Genomic DNA, 15,967 nt, shown 5'->3' on the forward strand with positions numbered 1-15,967 from the left:
GATGGTAATAGCAAAAAAGCCCAGTTTAGGCTGGGCTTTTTTGAGTTTCCGAATTCCCCGGTTTCAAAACTCGCTGTAAAATCAAAATTTGGTAAGCATTGCACGCGATTAAAGGCGCAACGATCCAGGCAGTGGCGGCATTGACGCCGATTTTCAATACGCCGACGGTTTCGACGATCGTTACGGCGATCATAAAAAACAGCGTAGGAATCCAGGCGGTGGCATTCGTCAGCTTCACCTTATAAAAGGCGGTGGCGACAGCCACAATAAGAAGGATAATTCCTAAAACGAGATCGGACACCCCGTTTTTCTCGCCGCCCACAAAAATTCGGAAAAACATCAGTTCAAGCAGCGCCAAGGCCGTTAAGACGAGCTGCACGTACTGCCAAGTTCTTTTGGAGAAGACGCCGTTCCCCATATAATTAATCATCAAATAAGCGAAGAAGCCCATTTGGGAATACACGCTGACCATAATCCCCACACCCAGCAAAATCCCGATATTCACCAAAATATCGGTAACGCCTTTGTATTGAAGCGTATCGGTCCATTGCAGCAGCAGCCCGACGATAAGCGATCCCGCTGCCCCTACGGCCAGGGTGGTTCCGAATAAGTAAAGCCATTTTTTTAAGTTCAAGCCCCTTACACCTCCACTAACGAAATATTTTACCAACGATCCCGGTAAAAAACCATTGTTTTTAAGCTTTTCGTTGGGATATTTCCGTTTTTAAGCCGCATACTAACTTCAGCAATGATGATAAGGAGGAAGGGAACCATGAAATGGCGGGGTACCCGTTGGATTTTATGCTTCTTATGCACACTTACTCTTCCGTTAGCCGCTTGCGGTGCTGAACAAAGCTCCTCCTCCTCTTCCCAGGGTGGGGGATATAAGGAAACGAAATCCATGGTCATAGATATTCTGAAGACCGATGATGGTAAAAAGGCGATATACGAAGCGCTAAGCACTCCTCCCAGCAGCAGCGAAGGCAGCGGCGGCGGCGGAAGTGAGGGCGGCGGTTCCGAATCCGGCTCCGAATCCGGTTCCGGGTCGGGCGGATCGGGAGGAAGCGGCGGCGGCGGTACGTTTGGGGTTAAAATGCTGCTCCCGTCCCAAACGTCCAACGAAGTGCGCATGGCGGTCAAAGAGACCATCACCTCACCGGAATACAAAAAGGAAATCGAGAAAATCATGACGGATCCGCAGTTTGCCGGCGACTTTGCCAAAGCGGTTAACTCCCAAAGCAAGGAGCTGCATATGCAGCTGATCAAGGATCCGACATATCAAAAATCGATCAGCGATATTTTGAAGTCGCCGGAAGTGATGAAGATGTTTCTCGATTTAACCAAAACGCCGGATTACCGCAAGCAGTCGATGACGGTGATGCAGGAAGCGATGCAAAGTCCGTTGTTCAAGATGGAAGTGCTTGAGCTGTTGAAAACCGTCGTCCAAGAACAACTGCAGCCGAAAGTGGAAAAAGAGCCGAAGCAGGACGAAGGCGGCGGTGGCGGCGAAGAAGGCGGGGAAGAAGGCGGCCAAAGCAAAGAAGGCGGCAGCGGTGGGAGCGGCGGCGGTTCTTAATTCATGTTGGGCACGCACCCAAAAAAAAGACTGGCCCGATCAGGGTCAGTCTTCTTCGCATTTATGGGCGATGCGTTGCGCCAGTTCATCATAAAGCCGGCCGACCGGAGATTCCGCTTTGTATATGGACGGGGAAAAATCCGGTTCCGAAGGATGGTTGTCCGGCGCTCCAAGCGGAATTTGCGCCAGCAATTCCGTGTGCAGGGACTCGGCCAATCGAGCGCCTCCGCCGCGGCCGAAGATATAATCCTTTTCGCCGCATTTGGAGCATTCGTAATAGGCCATATTCTCGACGACGCCCAGCACTTCATGCTCGGTGCGCAGCGCCATCGTGCCGGCCCGCGCCGCGACGAAAGCCGCAGTGGCATGCGGCGTGGTGACGATGATTTCCCGGCTTTGCGGGATCATCTGATGCACGTCAAGAGCGATATCCCCCGTGCCCGGCGGAAAATCGAGCAGCAAATAATCCAACTGACCCCAGCGAACATCGCTGAAAAATTGCCGGAGCATTTTCCCCAGCATCGGTCCGCGCCAAATGACGGGGTTGTTGTCCTGGATAAAAAAGCCCATCGACATCACTTTGACGCCAAACCGTTCGACGGGCAGAATTTCGCCGTCTTCAACGAGAGGCGCTTCCTCGATCCCCATCATGTCGGGGACGCTAAAGCCATAGATGTCGGCGTCAATCAGGCCAACCTTCTTGCCTTGACGCGCCAGAGCCGCCGCCAAATTGACTGTGACGGTCGATTTGCCGACCCCGCCCTTGCCGCTGGCCACGGCGATAAAATGAACGCCGGCCGCCGGATCCAAAATCGGCAGCCGTTCCAGCCCCGCTCCATGGCCCTTCAGCTCTTCCCGTTCGTTTTGCGTCGGGTCAGGTTTACGGCCGGCCGAACTGAACGCCGCCTCGCGTTCCTGTTCCGAAGCTTCGCGAAACCGGAGATGGACATCCTCCACGCCCGCTTCGGCCAGGCGGAAGCGGATCTCCCGCTCCGCCTCGGCTTGCGCCCCGCTGCCTTTCTCAAACCCGACAACCGTTAACGATACGCGGTCTTCCTTAATCATCACGTCGCGGATCCACTGCAATTCCACCAGGCTGAGTCCTGTGGTCGGCTCCGCAACAGGACGCAATGCCGCCTGAAGCTGCTCCTTCGTTATCACTGACAGCACCTCGACTTCATCAGATAGTTAGCTGGTTCATATGATATTTATTATAACATTACCTGATATCGTCTGCCGGGGTTTGTGCTTTTTCGCCGGAATAATAACGCAGTATCCCTTGGTAAATCGAGGCCGCCACTTTCCGCTGGTACGACTCGCTGCCGAGCAGTTCCGCTTCCCCCGGATTGGACAGGAAACCGACCTCCACCAGGACGGAAGGAATGCGGACCGCCTCCAGCAAATACACCTTCTTATCCGAACGGTTCGCGACCCGATCGGTATTCTCCAGATTCCTTCTTAGCTCTTCCTGCACGAGGGCAGCCAGATTCGCGCTATCCTCATGATTCGGGTAATAAAAGGTTTGCGCGCCCCGCCAGCGCGGCGAAGGGATACTGTTCATGTGAATGCTCACGAGCAGATCGGCCTGCCGCTCTTCGATAAAACGGACGCGAGTTTTCAAATCCTCCGTCTTCCGCTTGCTGTAGCCCTTCGTGTCCGCTTCCGCCAGGTCCTTATCCTCCTCGCGGGTCATGACAACAACCGCGCCGGCCTGCTGCAGATAATCGCGCAGGTATAAGGAGACGGCGAGATTGATATCCTTCTCGATCAGCCCCTGCTTGCTGCTCGCTCCGCCATCGGGCCCGCCGTGACCCGCATCCAGCGCGATAACCTGCCCCGCGAGCGGAAGGCTCCAATAATTCCAAGCTTTCTGCGACGGCACTTGGTACAGGACCATCCCGAGGAGGATGGCGGCAAGGCCGACGCCGATCAGCGCTATTTTGATGTGGTTCAGGGAAATCCATAACGTCACCTTATCTCGATCGTGCATAAAAAAGCCACCTTTCTCCCTTCATGACATTACTCATGATATGGGACAAGGTGGACAAATATGACTCCTTATACCTGATGCGCGGTTAGTTATGGACCTGCTGCTTCATCCCTTCGATCAGGACCTCGGCAACCTCCGGTCGGGTAAACTCCGGCGGCGGGCACACCCCATCGCGCAGCAATCCGCGGACCTTCGTGCCGGATAAAGTCAAATGATCCTCCTTCGGATGCGGGCAGGTCTTGCTGGATGCCATATTCCCGCATTTGGTGCAGAAGAAGCTGTGCTCAAAGAACAGCGGCGAAATCCCCAGCTCCTCGGGAGTGAAATTCGAGAAAATTTCCTGTGCCTCGTACGTGCCGTAGTAATCGCCGACGCCCGCATGATCGCGGCCGACGATGAAATGGGTACATCCGTAATTTTTCCGTACCATCGCATGGAAAATCGCTTCCCGTGGACCGGCATACCGCATGGCTGCCGGAAAAACGCCCAGAAACGTGCGGTTTGCGGGATAGTAGTGGTCCAGCAGGGTCAAATAGCTCTTCATCCGTACATCCGCCGGCACATCGTCCGATTTGGTTTCGCCGACCAGCGGATTCAGGAACAAGGCATCGACGATCTCCAACGCGCTTTTCTGGATATATTCGTGTGCCCGGTGAACCGGATTGCGGGTCTGAAAACCAACGACCGTCTTCCACCCCTTCTCGGCAAAAATACGCCGTGTCTCCGAAGGATCGAAATAAAATTCCTTAAAGCGCGCTGGCTCGGGGCGATTCAACACCTGAACCGCGCCTCCTACGTAGTAGGGCGAACGCTCCAGCAGCTTTTTGACCCCGGGATGCTCGGGATCATCCGTTTTGAACACCTTCCGAGCTTCCTCCGCCTGATCGACGGTATAGACGCTGCCAATCTCCAACAGGCCGTATAGGACGCCGTCTTGTTTGCCAACCAACGCAACTTGCTCGCCGAACTCCAGGCTTTCCGCCTGCTCGCGGGGGACCGAGAGGGTAATCGGGATGCTCCAGACCGTGCCGTCCGCCAGCCGCATCCGCTCGACAACCGACCGGTAATCGTCTTCGTTCATAAATCCGGTTAACGGCGAAAAAGCGCCTACCCCTATCAGATCGAGGTCGGAAATCGTCCAGTTATTGATGAGAATCGCCGGAAGTCCCTTTGCCGTCTCCAGAAGTCTTTCCCGTTGTTCACCCGTAACCAAGCGGTTGATCAGGCTCCCGCCATGCGGTAATATTGTCGTCACCCGTATCTCCTCCACTTTTAAAATCTTCGGATTACCCGTGCCTTATTTATGAAGCCCGCATTCCGTCTTGTCCGAACCGGACCAGCGTCCCGCGCGAGGGTCTTCGCCGGGCATGACCGGACGGGTGCAATGCTCGCAGCCGATGCTGGGATAATTGCGATCATGCAAAGGATTGTAAATGAGATGCTGCTCGCGAATATAATTCCATACGTCGTCGGATGTCCAATTCGCGATCGGGTTGAACTTGACCAAGCCGAATTTGGCATCGTATTCGATCTTTTTGGCATTCGCCCGAGTCGGCGCCTGGTCACGGCGGATCCCCGTAATCCAGGCTTCATAGCGACCCAACACCCGCGTGAGCGGTTCGACCTTGCGTACGTTGCAGCAGGCGTTGGGATCCGACTTCCACAGTTCATCGCCATACTGCTCCGCCTGTTCTTCCGGCGTCAGTTTGGGCGATATCCGGACAAATTCCAGCCCGTATTTGGCCGCAATCGCGTCTCGTGTCTCATAGGTTTCTTGAAAATGAAAATCCGTGTCCAAGTAAAAAATGTCGGTGGATGGGCTGACTTGCTGCAACATATCGACCAGAACGACATCTTCGGCACCAAAGCTGCAGGCAAAGGTGATATTCGGAAACGTATCAACCGCCCAGGCGATGATCTCCTGGGGCGTGGACGTTTCGAATTCCTCGGCTTTAGCCGCAATCAACTGCTCTTTTTCCAGTAAGTTCACTTTCCTCGGACCTCCCGCATTAGGTGAAATAGGGAATTTTATTATTCCAACTAATCTGATTAGAATTATATTTTTAAGTATATGTCATTCGCTTTAGAAGTCAATACCAAAAAAACCAAAACGAAAAAAAGACCTGGCCCTCCATAGAGAAGCCAGGTCGCTTCGCGAGGCGTCATTGGGTTAACCTCTTATAAACGCCTTGCTGTAATTCTTGTCATTGGTGCGCAAATCGCCGTTTTCGCGTTCAAAAAAAGCCCTTCCCGCAGAGCGGAAAAGGGCTTTCGTTGAAAGTAAAGATTAACGTTTCGAGAACTGAGGAGCACGGCGAGCTGCTTTGAGGCCGTATTTCTTCCGTTCTTTCATCCGTGGGTCGCGAGTCAAGAAGCCTGCTTTCTTCAGTGCAGGGCGGAATTCCGGATCCGCTTTGAGCAGAGCGCGGGAAATCCCGTGACGGATTGCGCCGGCTTGACCGGAAATGCCGCCGCCATGAGCGATGACGATGACGTCGTAGCTGCCGAGCGTTTCCGTCAAAGTCAACGGTTGTTTTACGATCAGCTTGAGCGTTTCCAGACCAAAATATTCGTTGATGTCGCGTTTATTGATGACAATGCGTCCTTCACCCGGTACAAGGCGAACACGAGCTACCGAATGTTTACGACGACCTGTCCCATAGTATTGTACTTGTGCCATGAAACTGTCCTCCCTTTTAATTATCCGCGAAGTTCGTAAACTTCAGGTTTTTGTGCCGCATGTGGATGCTCCGTGCCAGCATAAGCTTTCAATCTCAGCTTCATTTTCTCGCCTTGGCGAGTCTTAGGCAGCATGCCGTGAACGGCGGACTCGATTACACGTTCAGGTTTCGTTCTCAGCAGATCCTTGGCAACGGTCACTTTCAAACCGCCCGGATGCAGGGAATGACGATAGTATTTTTTGTTGTCCATCTTTTTGCCGGTCAGAGCGATTTTCTCCGCATTGATGACGATAACAAAGTCACCGCAGTCAACGTGTGGAGTGAATTGGGGTTTGTGTTTCCCGCGGATAAGAGCAGCGGCTTCGCTAGCCAAGCGGCCCAGCGTTTTGCCTTCGGCATCGATGATGTGCCATTTGCGCTCTACTTCGCCTGGCTTCGCCATATAAGTGGTACGCATGTAAAGATCCTCCTTCTAGTTCGTCCGAAATGGTTCATCCTGCTGAAAACGATCTTGCTCTTCGGGTCGCCTGACCTTTTCAGCAGATTTATCTTCGATCGTTTCATTCCTGGTTAGCAAATCTCAAATGCTTGTTAAGTCGGCTTTCTTGACTGGGGGCCGTGGGATAGCCATCAAGAAAACACAACTTTTATTTTACAGGAAGCACATTTAATACGCAAGCCTTTTTTCAGAGTTTATGCCCCTTATTCCATCATCTCGTCGTATTCCACGCTCCACAGCATTAACCCTTTGCTCTCCGCCGTTGGGCCTGCCGCTTTGCGGTCCTTCGCCTCCAAAATCGCCTTCATCGATTCCGGCGTGCGTTTGCCTTCGCCGATCTCAAGCAACGTCCCGACGATGATTCTGACCATATGCTGCAGGAAGCCGTTGCCGGTAACATAGAAATGGAGAATCCCCCGCCCCGTTGTGCCGGGAAGGCTCGCTGATGAATCGACAACGATTCGGGCATCATAAAGGGTGCGCACATGACTTGCCTTCGTGGAGTGACGGGAGGCGAACGAGGTGTAATCGTGCGTACCGAGCAAATACGGCAGACTTTCCTGCATCGCTTCGACGTTCAATTTCCCGGGGTGATGAAACTGGTAATTCCGTTGGAACACATCCGGGATGCGGTTGGCATTGATGGTGTAGCGATAGGTCTTGCGTTTGGCGGAACGCCGGGAGTGAAACGTCAGAGGGACCTCCTGGGCCGTCAGCACGCGGATATCGGAAGGGAGCCGTCCGTTCAGCGCCAAACACCAGCGTTCCACGGGGATTAGCGAAGCGGTGTGGAAATGGAAAGGCTGCTGTCTGGCGTGCACGCCCGCATCGGTACGGCCGGAGCCATGAATTTTGATTTGTTCTCCCGTCAACTGGCGGATGGCTTCCTCGATATGATCCTGAACCGTGTTTCCTCCCGGCTGAGTCTGAAAGCCGAAATAGTTCGTTCCGTCATAACTGACGGTCATCAACAAGTTGCGCATCGGTCCCTTCCTCTCTCATTGCATGGCCTTATCCAATAAAAAAACTCTCCGAAAGCTTAGCCATAAGGCGAGCCGACAGAGAGTTTTACACGCTAGACAGGGAGAGTTCTCCCGAGTTATGCGCGGTCTACCAGTTCCAGATAAACCATAGGAGCAGCGTCGCCGCGGCGAGGTCCCAGCTTCAGGATACGAGTGTATCCGCCTGGACGGCTGGAATAACGTGTTGCCAGTTCGTTGAACAGCTTCTGGATTGCATCTTGCTCGCCGTCGATCGATTCGCGGCGAACGTAAGCTGCCACTTGACGACGGGCGTGCAGGTCACCGCGTTTTGCCTTGGTGATCAGCTTCTCGGCGATCGAGCGAACTTCTTTCGCTTTCGCTTCCGTCGTTTGGATGCGTTCGTATAAGAACAGGTCGGTAACCAGGTCACGGAACAAAGCTTTACGCGCACTGGAATCGCGGCCCAACTTTTGGTATGCCATGAGTTTTCCCTCCTTCGCTAGAACGATTCAAGTGAACTTATTCTTCCGTGCGCAATCCCAAACCGAGCTCTTCGAGTTTCTCTTGAACTTCCTCCAAAGATTTGCGGCCCAGGTTACGAACCTTCATCATATCTTCTTCGGTTTTCGTCGTCAGCTCTTGTACCGTGTTGATGCCGGCACGTTTGAGGCAGTTATAGGAACGAACGGAGAGATCAAGCTCTTCAATCGTCATTTCAAGCACTTTTTCTTTCTTGTCTTCTTCCTTTTCGACCATGATTTCCGCGTCTTTCGCTTCGTCCGTAAGTCCTACGAACAAGAAGAGATGCTCGGTCAAAATCTTGGCGCCGAGGCTCACCGCTTCTTCAGGTCTGATGCTGCCATCGGTCCACACTTCAAGCGTAAGCTTGTCGTAGTTGGTCACTTGGCCAACCCGGGTGTTCTCCACCACGTAGTTGACGCGAGTAATCGGGGTATAGATCGAATCGACGGGAATGACACCGATCGGTTGATCATCTCGTTTATTTCGATCTGCCTGAACGTAACCACGACCGCGGCCTGCGTAGATGCGCATATGGAGTCTCGAACCCGGTTCAAGCGTAGCAATATGCAAGTCCGGATTCAAAATTTCCACATCGCTGTCCGCACGGATATCCCCTGCCGTAACAACTCCTTCGCCTTCCGCATCGATTTCGAGGATTTTCTCCTCATCCGAATGGATTTTCAGCGAGAGAGCTTTCAGGTTCAGGATAATCTCCGTGACGTCTTCCATAACGCCCGGTACGGTCGCGAATTCATGCAGAACTCCATCGATTTGGACCGAGGTTACCGCAGCACCCGGCAGAGAAGAGAGCAAAATCCGGCGAAGCGAGTTGCCCAGAGTGGTGCCATATCCACGCTCAAGTGGTTCTACTACAAATTTCCCATAGGTGCCTTCATCGTTAACTTCTACGGTCTCGATTTTTGGCTTTTCGATTTCTATCACGAAAGTACCCCTCCTTCAAAACGTCGTTCCTTTGAATCTGCCTGATTTGCTGAAGTTTGAAACGTAGTATGCCTAAACAACCATTGTTCCCAATTGACGCTGTTGTTATACCACGGTTTCAGCTCGGCTTCATTAAACGCGGCGGCGTTTTGGAGGACGGCAGCCGTTATGAGGAATCGGAGTCACGTCTTTGATCATGTTGACTTCAAGGCCTGCCGCTTGCAAGGAGCGGATAGCGGCCTCACGGCCAGCACCAGGGCCTTTAACCATAACCTCAACGCTCTTCATGCCATGTTCCATCGCAGCTTTGGCGGCAGATTCGGCAGCCATTTGCGCGGCAAACGGAGTCGACTTACGGGATCCTTTGAATCCAAGGCCGCCGGAGCTGGCCCAGGAAATCGCGTTACCGTGCGGATCCGTAATGGTTACAATCGTATTATTGAAGGTGGAGCGGATATGAGCCACGCCAGATTCAATATTTTTCCGGTCACGACGTTTGGTACGTACGACTTTTTTTGGTTTAGCCATTGTCTGTTATCCCTCCTTCTTATTTCTTCTTGTTCGCTACCGTACGACGAGGCCCCTTACGAGTACGGGCATTCGTTTTCGTACGTTGTCCGCGAACCGGCAAGCCGCGACGATGACGCACTCCGCGGTAACAGCCAATCTCGATCAAACGTTTAATATTTAAGGAAATTTCACGACGCAGGTCGCCTTCCACCTTGACCGTTTTGTCGATCGTTTCGCGTAGTTTGCTAACCTCATCTTCCGTCAAATCACGAACACGAGTGTCCGGATTGATGCCTGTTGTGCTCAGGATTTTCTGGGAAGTCGTTTTACCGATTCCGAAAATGTAAGTTAAGGCGATCTCAACGCGTTTATCACGTGGCAAATCCACACCAGCAATACGTGCCATTTTACGCTACACCCCCTTCAATTAACCTTGTTTTTGTTTGTGTTTCGGATTTTCGCAAATCACCATGACATTGCCCTTGCGACGAATGACTTTGCATTTTTCGCAAATCGGCTTTACAGAAGGTCTTACCTTCATGCTGATTACCTCCTAAAAGTTTTACAGAAGTAAAACTGGGATCGAAAGCATACGTTTGTTTTTGCGAAGCAAACCCCAAATCGCAGGCATTCTAATCATAAACTACTCTCTGAAACAACTCAACCTGAATATTGTACCACAACTTTACCTTAATGGGTATAGTCTATTTGCGGTAAGTGATCCGGCCTTTCGTCAAGTCATACGGCGAAAGCTGTACGACCACTTTGTCCCCCGTCAAAATGCGGATAAAGTGCATCCGCAGCTTACCGGAAACGTGAGCGAGAATTTGATGTCCATTCTCCAGCTCCACTTTGAATGTAGCATTCGGCAATGGTTCGATGACCACGCCTTCGACTTCAATGACATCTTCTTTAGCCACAGTCAGTCTCCTTTCTCTTCAGCCATAGAATCGGCGGAATTCCGATAAACAAGAATCGCATGCCGCAGTTTCCCGTTTGTCACCCTTCCGCTTTCCTGCAAACTATGAACTACCTCGCTGCTAACGATGGGCAGTAGCTCAAGATGCTGGGCATTTTTACGCTTGGGTCCATCAAACTTGCGTTTGTTTCCGTCCGCGATCCAGACGAATCTGTCGTCCAGAATCCCGACAATCACATAAATCGCCCCAGCATCTCTGCCTTTGAGAACTTTCACCAACTGACCAACCTGCGGCTCCGAGCGCTCTTTCACGTTCATCACCTACGCATTCAGCTTCGTGAAAATTTCCATCCCGTCCGGCGTTACGGCTACCGTATGCTCAAAATGAGCGCACAGCGAGCCATCCACCGTGACGACTGTCCAGTTGTCTTCCAGCGTTTTAACATATCGCTTCCCCATGTTCACCATCGGTTCGATCGCCAGAACCATCCCGGGCTTCAGCCGGGGTCCCCGGTCAGGCAACCCATAATTCGGAATTTGCGGCTCTTCGTGCAGGCTCGCGCCAATGCCGTGACCGACATATTCCCGAACGACGGAAAATCCGGCAGCTTCGATAAATTGCTGAATCGCATGCGAGATCGTGAACAATCGAACATCCGGCTTCACGAGCGCAAGGCCCGCATACAGGGATCCTTCGGTGACTTCCAAGAGCTTCTTGGCTTCGTCCGAAATTTCGCCTACCGGATAAGTCCACGCCGAGTCCCCATGGAAACCACGATACTCCGCGCCGATATCCAAAGTAATGATATCGCCTTCGTTCAATTTGCGTTTGCCGGGAAATCCGTGTACCAATTCTTCGTTGACCGAAGCGCAAATGCTGTAAGGAAAACCGTTGTAACCTTTAAAGGACGGCACGGCGCCCTGACTGCGAATGTATTTATCGGCGAGTTGATCGAGTTCTCCCGTCGTAATTCCAGGCTCAATCGATTGCGCCATGAGCCTGTGCGTTTCCGCTACGATCCGCCCAGCTTCTCGCATAAAGCCTAGTTCCGTTTCGGATTTACAAATGATCATTCCACCTAACCTCGCAGTAGTGACACGATTTCTTTCGAAACCGCATCGATTTCCTGTTCACCATCTACCTGACGCAACAGGCCTTTATCTTCGTAGAACTTCAGAAGCGGTGCGGTTTTGTTGATATATTCGTCCAACCGAGTGCCCACGCTCTCCTCGTTATCGTCCGAGCGTTGGTACAACTCGCCGCCGCATTTATCACAAACACCTTCCTGCCCCGGAGGATTAAAGATCACATGATAAGTGGCGCCGCAGGATTTGCAAATCCGGCGTCCGGTCAGCCGCGCCAGCAGCTTGTTCCGGTCCACTTTCAGGTTGATGACGTGGTCCAGCTTGCGACCCAGACCTTCAAGCAGCTCTTCCAGCGATTCCGCTTGCGAAAGGGTTCTTGGAAAACCATCCAATAAGAAACCTTTTTCGCAATCGGGCTGCTGCAAGCGTTCGCGAACGATCCCCACTGTCACATCATCAGGCACGAGCAGTCCCTGATCCATATATTCCTTCGCTTTCATCCCCACAGGTGTTCCCTGTTTGATTGCCAGGCGAAATGCGTCGCCGGTAGAGATATGAGGAATACCGAATTCGTTAACGATTGTCTCGGCTTGTGTTCCTTTTCCTGCTCCGGGAGGCCCCATGAATAGTAGGTTCATGTTTCTCACTCCCTCCAAGACTTCTCTACAACAAGAAATAGCGCAGTTAGGCGCCAGGCAAGGGCGTTTGCACGTCCCTGTTCCTGGTACCTACCGACTATTTATTGATGAAACCTTTATAGTGACGTTTGATCAATTGGCCTTCAATGGTCTTCATCGTATCCAGCGCAACGCCGATGACGATCAGAATCGAAGTACCGCCGATCAGGACCGTACTTGGCAGTCCTGCCAATGCCCCCAAGCCCATAGGAAGAATGGAGATGGCCGCCAAGAAAATAGCGCCGGTCATCGTCAAACGGGTCAAGACCCGGGTAAGATAGGTTTCCGTTGTTTTCCCCGGACGGATCCCCGGAATGTAACCGCCGTTTTTCTTCATGTTCTCCGCCATCTGCTGCGGGTTCATCTGTACGAACGTATAGAAGAACGTGAAGCCGATGATCATGACCACATAAAGCACCATCCCGAGCGGACGGTTGGTGGACAGGTTACTGCTGATCCATTGCGCCCAAGTGTGCGTCGACCAGAAGCTGGCGATGACCACCGGGAATTGCAGCAGGGAAACGGCGAAAATGACCGGAATGACGCCGGCAGCATTGATTTTGAGCGGAATATGGGTGTTCTGCCCGCCATACATTTTGTTGCCGACCACGCGTTTTGCGTATTGTACCGGAATTTTACGAATCGCTTGTTGGACGTAAATGACGCCGATGACGATCAACACGCAAACGAGGAGAATCGCAATGGATTTCACCACGTTGATAAACGCTTGACCCTCAACAATAAACTCGGATTGAGCTATCGTCACGATATGCGATGGGATTGTCGCGACAATCCCGGCGAAGATGATCAGCGAAATCCCGTTGCCGATCCCTCTTTCGGTAATCTGCTCACCAAGCCACATCAGGAACGATGTACCGGCGGTCAATACGATCGCAATGAGAAGATAGTCGCCAAACGTTGCGTTCGGCACCATTTCCGTACCGTACAACCGATTGAAACCGATCGATGTAGCAAACGCCTGAATCACGGCCAAAATGACGGTTCCGTAACGCGTCACCTGCGCCATTTTCTTCTTGCCGTGTTCCCCTTGCTTGGCCCATTCCGCGAACTTCGGAATGACGTCCATGGACAAGAGCTGCACGATAATGGAAGCCGTGATATAAGGCATGATCCCGAGGGCGAAAATCGAGAAATTCTTCAGGGCGCCGCCCGAGAAGGTGTTCAAGAACCCTAACAAGTCGCTTCCTGCCGTGTTTGTCGCCTCGAAAACGTCTTTATTAACGCCCGGAACCGGAACGAAAGAACCGATCCGGTAAATCAGGAAGATAAACAACGTGAACAAAATGCGGTTGCGAAGGTCTTGAACATGCCATATGTTCTTAATGGTTTTAAACATTAGATCACCTCGGTTTTACCGCCGGCAGCCTCGATTTTCTCTACCGCAGATTGGGAGAACTTATTCGCTTTAACTGTCAGCTTGACAGTAACTTCACCGTTGCCGAGAATCTTGATGCCGCTTTTCGCGTCTTTCACGATTCCTTGTTCAAACAACAGTTCAGGAGTCACTTCCGTATCCGCCGCAAAGCTGTTCAAATCTTCGATGTTCACAATCGCATACTCTTTCCGCGTCGGATTGATAAACCCGCGTTTTGGCAAGCGACGATACAGCGGGTTTTGACCGCCTTCGAAGCCCGGACGCACACCACCGCCGGAACGAGCGTTTTGACCTTTGTGACCGCGAGTCGACGTTTTGCCCATGCCGCTACCTGTACCGCGGCCGACACGCTTGCGTTCTTGGCGGGAGCCAGGAGCTGGGGAAAGCTCATGTAACTTCATCGTTCGTTGCACCTCCTTATTTATTGTTGGCACTTAATCTTTATCGAAATGATTAGCCTTCGATTTCTTTAACCGATACCAAGTGGCTCACTTGATTAACCATGCCGCGAATGGCCGGGTTATCGTTGTGAACGACGGATTGGTTGATCTTGCGAAGACCCAATGTTTTCACGGTAGTACGTTGATTCTCCGGACGACCGATCAAACTACGCACGAGGGTAATTTGCAGTTTAGCCATGAGATTCCCTCCTTAACCGAGAAGTTCTTCGACGGTTTTACCGCGCAATTTCGCAACATCCTCAGCGCGTTTCAGACGGGACAAGCCCTCCAAAGTCGCGTTGACCATGTTGATGGAATTCGAAGAACCCAAAGATTTAGTCAAAATGTCGCCTACCCCAGCCAGTTCGAGAACCGCACGAACCGGACCGCCGGCGATAACCCCGGTACCTTCGGATGCCGGTTTCAACAGAACGCGGCCAGCTCCGAAATGCCCGATTACTTGGTGAGGGATCGTAGTGCCCACAAGCGGAACATGCACAAGGTTTTTCTTCGCATCTTCGATGCCTTTGCGGATCGCGTCAGGCACTTCGCCTGCTTTACCGATCCCGGCGCCAACCCAGCCTTTGCCGTCGCCGACAACCACGAGCGCGCTGAAGCTAAAACGACGTCCGCCTTTAACTACTTTAGCTACGCGGTTAATGTTTACAACTCTTTCTGTCAGTTCTAAAGTGTTCGGATCTACACGCAAGTCGTTAACCTCCTTTTAGTGATTATTTTTAGAATTCCAGGCCTGCTTCGCGGGCTGCGTCAGCCAGCGCCTGAATCCGTCCATGGTACAAGTATCCTCCGCGGTCAAACACAATGTTCTTGACCCCTTTTTCTTGAGCGCGCTTCGCGATCAATTCGCCCACTTTGCGAGCGGATTCCACGTTGCCGCCGTTGCCGATCGAACCGCTCAGTTCTTTATCGACGGTCGATGCGCTGGCCAGCGTTACGCCTGCCACGTCGTCGATCAGTTGAGCGTAGATATGTTTGGAAGAACGGTATACGTTCAGTCTAGGACGAGCTGCCGTTCCTTGAACTTTTTTACGTACACGCAGATGTCTTTTCAGACGCGCTTTGTTCTTATCACCTTTTGTAATCATGACTTCCATTTCACTCCCTTCGGTTTACCGCTATCGGACATTTCGTTTCAAGACGCCAGAAGGACCGGCACGTGAAGAAGAAGCTTATTTCTTCTTACCGGCTTTACCTTCCTTACGAATGATGCGTTCGCCTTCATACTTGATCCCTTTGCCTTTGTACGGCTCAGGTTCGCGAACGGAACGGATTTTAGCGGCGTATTCGCCTACGCGCTCTTTGTTGATCCCTTTCACGATGATCTTCGTATTCGAAGGCACTTCAAACTCGATGCCCGCTTCCGGAACGATCTCCACCGGGTGGGAATAACCTACGTTCAGAACCAGCTTGTTGCCGGACAAGCTTGCGCGGTAACCGACACCAACCAATTCGAGCGATTTGGAGAAACCTTCCGTTACCCCGCTGACCATGTTGCTCACAACGGAGCGGGTCGTGCCATGCAGGGAACGATGCGCTTTATTGTCGGAAGGACGTTCAACGGTGATCACGTTGCCTTCAACCGATACCTTGATGTCCTTGTGAAGCTCACGAGTCAAAGTGCCTTTCGGCCCTTTTACCGTAATGACGCTATTGTTAAGTGTGACATCCACACCACTTGGTACTGTAATTGGTTTGCGACCAATACGAGACATTTATTGCACCTCC

At 52.1% G+C, this 15,967-nt stretch carries 25 protein-coding genes (1 of these 25 cut by a window edge); 2 read left to right on the forward strand and 23 right to left on the reverse strand.

The window, feature by feature from the left end; genetic code table 11:
* A protein-coding gene (gene pdaB, locus ACZF99_RS23085; protein ID WP_483612916.1) for a polysaccharide deacetylase family sporulation protein PdaB crosses the window boundary here: on the forward strand, positions 1–8 show its end. 802 nt of this gene lie to the left of the window's left edge; 8 of the gene's 810 nt are visible here — the last part of the coding sequence; its start codon lies beyond the left edge, outside the window; the stop codon is at positions 6–8.
* Between the two features lie 17 nt (positions 9–25).
* Here the strand turns inward: pdaB and ACZF99_RS23090 are convergent, their stop codons facing one another.
* Positions 26–634, reverse strand: coding sequence for a KinB-signaling pathway activation protein (locus ACZF99_RS23090; RefSeq protein ID WP_483607268.1), 609 nt, complete (start codon positions 632–634; stop codon positions 26–28).
* 138 nt (positions 635–772) lie between these two features.
* On the opposite strand from ACZF99_RS23090, the gene gerD reads away from it, so the two are divergent.
* Positions 773–1,576: a spore germination lipoprotein GerD gene (gene gerD / locus ACZF99_RS23095; protein WP_483607269.1), complete on the forward strand. Its 804-nt coding sequence runs from the start codon at positions 773–775 to the stop codon at positions 1,574–1,576.
* Between the two features lie 45 nt (positions 1,577–1,621).
* Here the strand turns inward: gerD and ACZF99_RS23100 are convergent, their stop codons facing one another.
* From ACZF99_RS23100 to rplF, 22 genes are all read right to left on the reverse strand, one after another.
* Positions 1,622–2,737 carry an Mrp/NBP35 family ATP-binding protein gene (locus tag ACZF99_RS23100; RefSeq protein WP_483612918.1) on the reverse strand — a complete coding sequence of 372 codons (1,116 nt, stop codon included), beginning with the start codon at positions 2,735–2,737 and terminating at the stop codon, positions 1,622–1,624.
* Between the two features lie 58 nt (positions 2,738–2,795).
* A complete protein-coding gene (cwlD, locus tag ACZF99_RS23105) occupies positions 2,796–3,566 on the reverse strand; it encodes an N-acetylmuramoyl-L-alanine amidase CwlD (RefSeq protein WP_483607270.1) in 771 nt (256 codons plus the stop codon).
* An 85-nt stretch (positions 3,567–3,651) separates the two neighbouring features.
* Complete coding sequence (gene sat, locus ACZF99_RS23110; RefSeq protein ID WP_483607271.1) at positions 3,652–4,821, reverse strand: sulfate adenylyltransferase; 1,170 nt, start codon at positions 4,819–4,821, stop codon at positions 3,652–3,654.
* 42 nt (positions 4,822–4,863) lie between these two features.
* Positions 4,864–5,556 (reverse strand): phosphoadenylyl-sulfate reductase, encoded by a 693-nt coding sequence (locus ACZF99_RS23115; protein WP_483607272.1) that lies wholly within the window; start codon positions 5,554–5,556, stop codon positions 4,864–4,866.
* A gap of 297 nt (positions 5,557–5,853) precedes the next feature.
* A complete protein-coding gene (gene rpsI, locus ACZF99_RS23120; protein WP_068779130.1) occupies positions 5,854–6,246 on the reverse strand; it encodes a 30S ribosomal protein S9 in 393 nt (130 codons plus the stop codon).
* Between the two features lie 20 nt (positions 6,247–6,266).
* On the reverse strand, positions 6,267–6,704 hold the full coding sequence (gene rplM, locus ACZF99_RS23125; RefSeq protein ID WP_483607273.1) for a 50S ribosomal protein L13: 438 nt from the start codon (positions 6,702–6,704) through the stop codon (positions 6,267–6,269).
* A 245-nt stretch (positions 6,705–6,949) separates the two neighbouring features.
* On the reverse strand, positions 6,950–7,729 hold the full coding sequence (gene truA, locus ACZF99_RS23130; protein ID WP_483607274.1) for a tRNA pseudouridine(38-40) synthase TruA: 780 nt from the start codon (positions 7,727–7,729) through the stop codon (positions 6,950–6,952).
* A gap of 116 nt (positions 7,730–7,845) precedes the next feature.
* Positions 7,846–8,211 (reverse strand): 50S ribosomal protein L17, encoded by a 366-nt coding sequence (rplQ, locus tag ACZF99_RS23135; RefSeq protein WP_059040338.1) that lies wholly within the window; start codon positions 8,209–8,211, stop codon positions 7,846–7,848.
* A 37-nt stretch (positions 8,212–8,248) separates the two neighbouring features.
* A complete protein-coding gene (locus tag ACZF99_RS23140; RefSeq protein WP_240269716.1) occupies positions 8,249–9,193 on the reverse strand; it encodes a DNA-directed RNA polymerase subunit alpha in 945 nt (314 codons plus the stop codon).
* A 132-nt stretch (positions 9,194–9,325) separates the two neighbouring features.
* The gene (gene rpsK / locus ACZF99_RS23145; protein WP_018753969.1) at positions 9,326–9,721 is read right to left on the reverse strand and encodes a 30S ribosomal protein S11; all 396 of its coding nucleotides are present in this window, start codon (positions 9,719–9,721) and stop codon (positions 9,326–9,328) included.
* Positions 9,722–9,740: 19 nt separating this feature from the next.
* Positions 9,741–10,109 carry a 30S ribosomal protein S13 gene (gene rpsM, locus ACZF99_RS23150; protein ID WP_036712625.1) on the reverse strand — a complete coding sequence of 123 codons (369 nt, stop codon included), beginning with the start codon at positions 10,107–10,109 and terminating at the stop codon, positions 9,741–9,743.
* 21 nt (positions 10,110–10,130) lie between these two features.
* On the reverse strand, positions 10,131–10,244 hold the full coding sequence (gene rpmJ / locus ACZF99_RS23155; RefSeq protein ID WP_003333770.1) for a 50S ribosomal protein L36: 114 nt from the start codon (positions 10,242–10,244) through the stop codon (positions 10,131–10,133).
* Between the two features lie 163 nt (positions 10,245–10,407).
* Positions 10,408–10,623, reverse strand: coding sequence for a translation initiation factor IF-1 (infA, locus tag ACZF99_RS23160; protein ID WP_059040336.1), 216 nt, complete (start codon positions 10,621–10,623; stop codon positions 10,408–10,410).
* Positions 10,624–10,625: 2 nt separating this feature from the next.
* The gene (locus ACZF99_RS23165; RefSeq protein WP_483612920.1) at positions 10,626–10,940 is read right to left on the reverse strand and encodes a hypothetical protein; all 315 of its coding nucleotides are present in this window, start codon (positions 10,938–10,940) and stop codon (positions 10,626–10,628) included.
* 3 nt (positions 10,941–10,943) lie between these two features.
* Positions 10,944–11,696: a type I methionyl aminopeptidase gene (gene map / locus ACZF99_RS23170; RefSeq protein WP_483607275.1), complete on the reverse strand. Its 753-nt coding sequence runs from the start codon at positions 11,694–11,696 to the stop codon at positions 10,944–10,946.
* A gap of 5 nt (positions 11,697–11,701) precedes the next feature.
* Complete coding sequence (locus ACZF99_RS23175; RefSeq protein ID WP_059040333.1) at positions 11,702–12,346, reverse strand: adenylate kinase; 645 nt, start codon at positions 12,344–12,346, stop codon at positions 11,702–11,704.
* 97 nt (positions 12,347–12,443) lie between these two features.
* Complete coding sequence (gene secY / locus ACZF99_RS23180) at positions 12,444–13,742, reverse strand: preprotein translocase subunit SecY (protein ID WP_483607276.1); 1,299 nt, start codon at positions 13,740–13,742, stop codon at positions 12,444–12,446.
* Entirely contained in the window at positions 13,742–14,182 is a 441-nt protein-coding gene (gene rplO / locus ACZF99_RS23185; RefSeq protein WP_240269712.1) for a 50S ribosomal protein L15, read from the reverse strand. Before rplO ends, secY begins: the two co-directional genes overlap by 1 nt.
* A gap of 52 nt (positions 14,183–14,234) precedes the next feature.
* Positions 14,235–14,420 (reverse strand): 50S ribosomal protein L30, encoded by a 186-nt coding sequence (gene rpmD / locus ACZF99_RS23190; RefSeq protein WP_009226656.1) that lies wholly within the window; start codon positions 14,418–14,420, stop codon positions 14,235–14,237.
* A gap of 12 nt (positions 14,421–14,432) precedes the next feature.
* Positions 14,433–14,930 (reverse strand): 30S ribosomal protein S5, encoded by a 498-nt coding sequence (gene rpsE / locus ACZF99_RS23195; protein ID WP_009226655.1) that lies wholly within the window; start codon positions 14,928–14,930, stop codon positions 14,433–14,435.
* Between the two features lie 28 nt (positions 14,931–14,958).
* Positions 14,959–15,327 carry a 50S ribosomal protein L18 gene (gene rplR / locus ACZF99_RS23200; RefSeq protein WP_483607277.1) on the reverse strand — a complete coding sequence of 123 codons (369 nt, stop codon included), beginning with the start codon at positions 15,325–15,327 and terminating at the stop codon, positions 14,959–14,961.
* A gap of 84 nt (positions 15,328–15,411) precedes the next feature.
* On the reverse strand, positions 15,412–15,954 hold the full coding sequence (gene rplF, locus ACZF99_RS23205; protein WP_483607278.1) for a 50S ribosomal protein L6: 543 nt from the start codon (positions 15,952–15,954) through the stop codon (positions 15,412–15,414).
* Between the last annotated feature and the right edge of the window lie 13 nt (positions 15,955–15,967).

The organism is Paenibacillus sp. JL3B1040 (assembly GCF_057063165.1).

Excerpts from the sequence above, each read along its gene's own strand:
- rplM (WP_483607273.1), bottom strand. The coding sequence starts at position 6,704 with ATGCGTACCACTTATATGGCGAAGCCAGGCGAAGTAGAGCGCAAATGG.
- rpmJ (WP_003333770.1), bottom strand. The coding sequence starts at position 10,244 with ATGAAGGTAAGACCTTCTGTAAAGCCGATTTGCGAAAAATGCAAAGTC.
- rpsM (WP_036712625.1), bottom strand. The coding sequence starts at position 10,109 with ATGGCACGTATTGCTGGTGTGGATTTGCCACGTGATAAACGCGTTGAG.
- rplQ (WP_059040338.1), bottom strand. The coding sequence starts at position 8,211 with ATGGCATACCAAAAGTTGGGCCGCGATTCCAGTGCGCGTAAAGCTTTG.
- rplF (WP_483607278.1), bottom strand. The coding sequence starts at position 15,954 with ATGTCTCGTATTGGTCGCAAACCAATTACAGTACCAAGTGGTGTGGAT.
- rplR (WP_483607277.1), bottom strand. The coding sequence starts at position 15,327 with ATGATTACAAAAGGTGATAAGAACAAAGCGCGTCTGAAAAGACATCTG.
- rplO (WP_240269712.1), bottom strand. The coding sequence starts at position 14,182 with ATGAAGTTACATGAGCTTTCCCCAGCTCCTGGCTCCCGCCAAGAACGC.
- ACZF99_RS23175 (WP_059040333.1), bottom strand. The coding sequence starts at position 12,346 with ATGAACCTACTATTCATGGGGCCTCCCGGAGCAGGAAAAGGAACACAA.
- map (WP_483607275.1), bottom strand. The coding sequence starts at position 11,696 with ATGATCATTTGTAAATCCGAAACGGAACTAGGCTTTATGCGAGAAGCT.
- rpsK (WP_018753969.1), bottom strand. The coding sequence starts at position 9,721 with ATGGCTAAACCAAAAAAAGTCGTACGTACCAAACGTCGTGACCGGAAA.
- ACZF99_RS23165 (WP_483612920.1), bottom strand. The coding sequence starts at position 10,940 with ATGAACGTGAAAGAGCGCTCGGAGCCGCAGGTTGGTCAGTTGGTGAAA.
- secY (WP_483607276.1), bottom strand. The coding sequence starts at position 13,742 with ATGTTTAAAACCATTAAGAACATATGGCATGTTCAAGACCTTCGCAAC.
- truA (WP_483607274.1), bottom strand. The coding sequence starts at position 7,729 with ATGCGCAACTTGTTGATGACCGTCAGTTATGACGGAACGAACTATTTC.
- cwlD (WP_483607270.1), bottom strand. The coding sequence starts at position 3,566 with ATGCACGATCGAGATAAGGTGACGTTATGGATTTCCCTGAACCACATC.
- rpmD (WP_009226656.1), bottom strand. The coding sequence starts at position 14,420 with ATGGCTAAACTGCAAATTACCCTCGTGCGTAGTTTGATCGGTCGTCCG.
- rpsI (WP_068779130.1), bottom strand. The coding sequence starts at position 6,246 with ATGGCACAAGTACAATACTATGGGACAGGTCGTCGTAAACATTCGGTA.
- gerD (WP_483607269.1), top strand. The coding sequence starts at position 773 with ATGAAATGGCGGGGTACCCGTTGGATTTTATGCTTCTTATGCACACTT.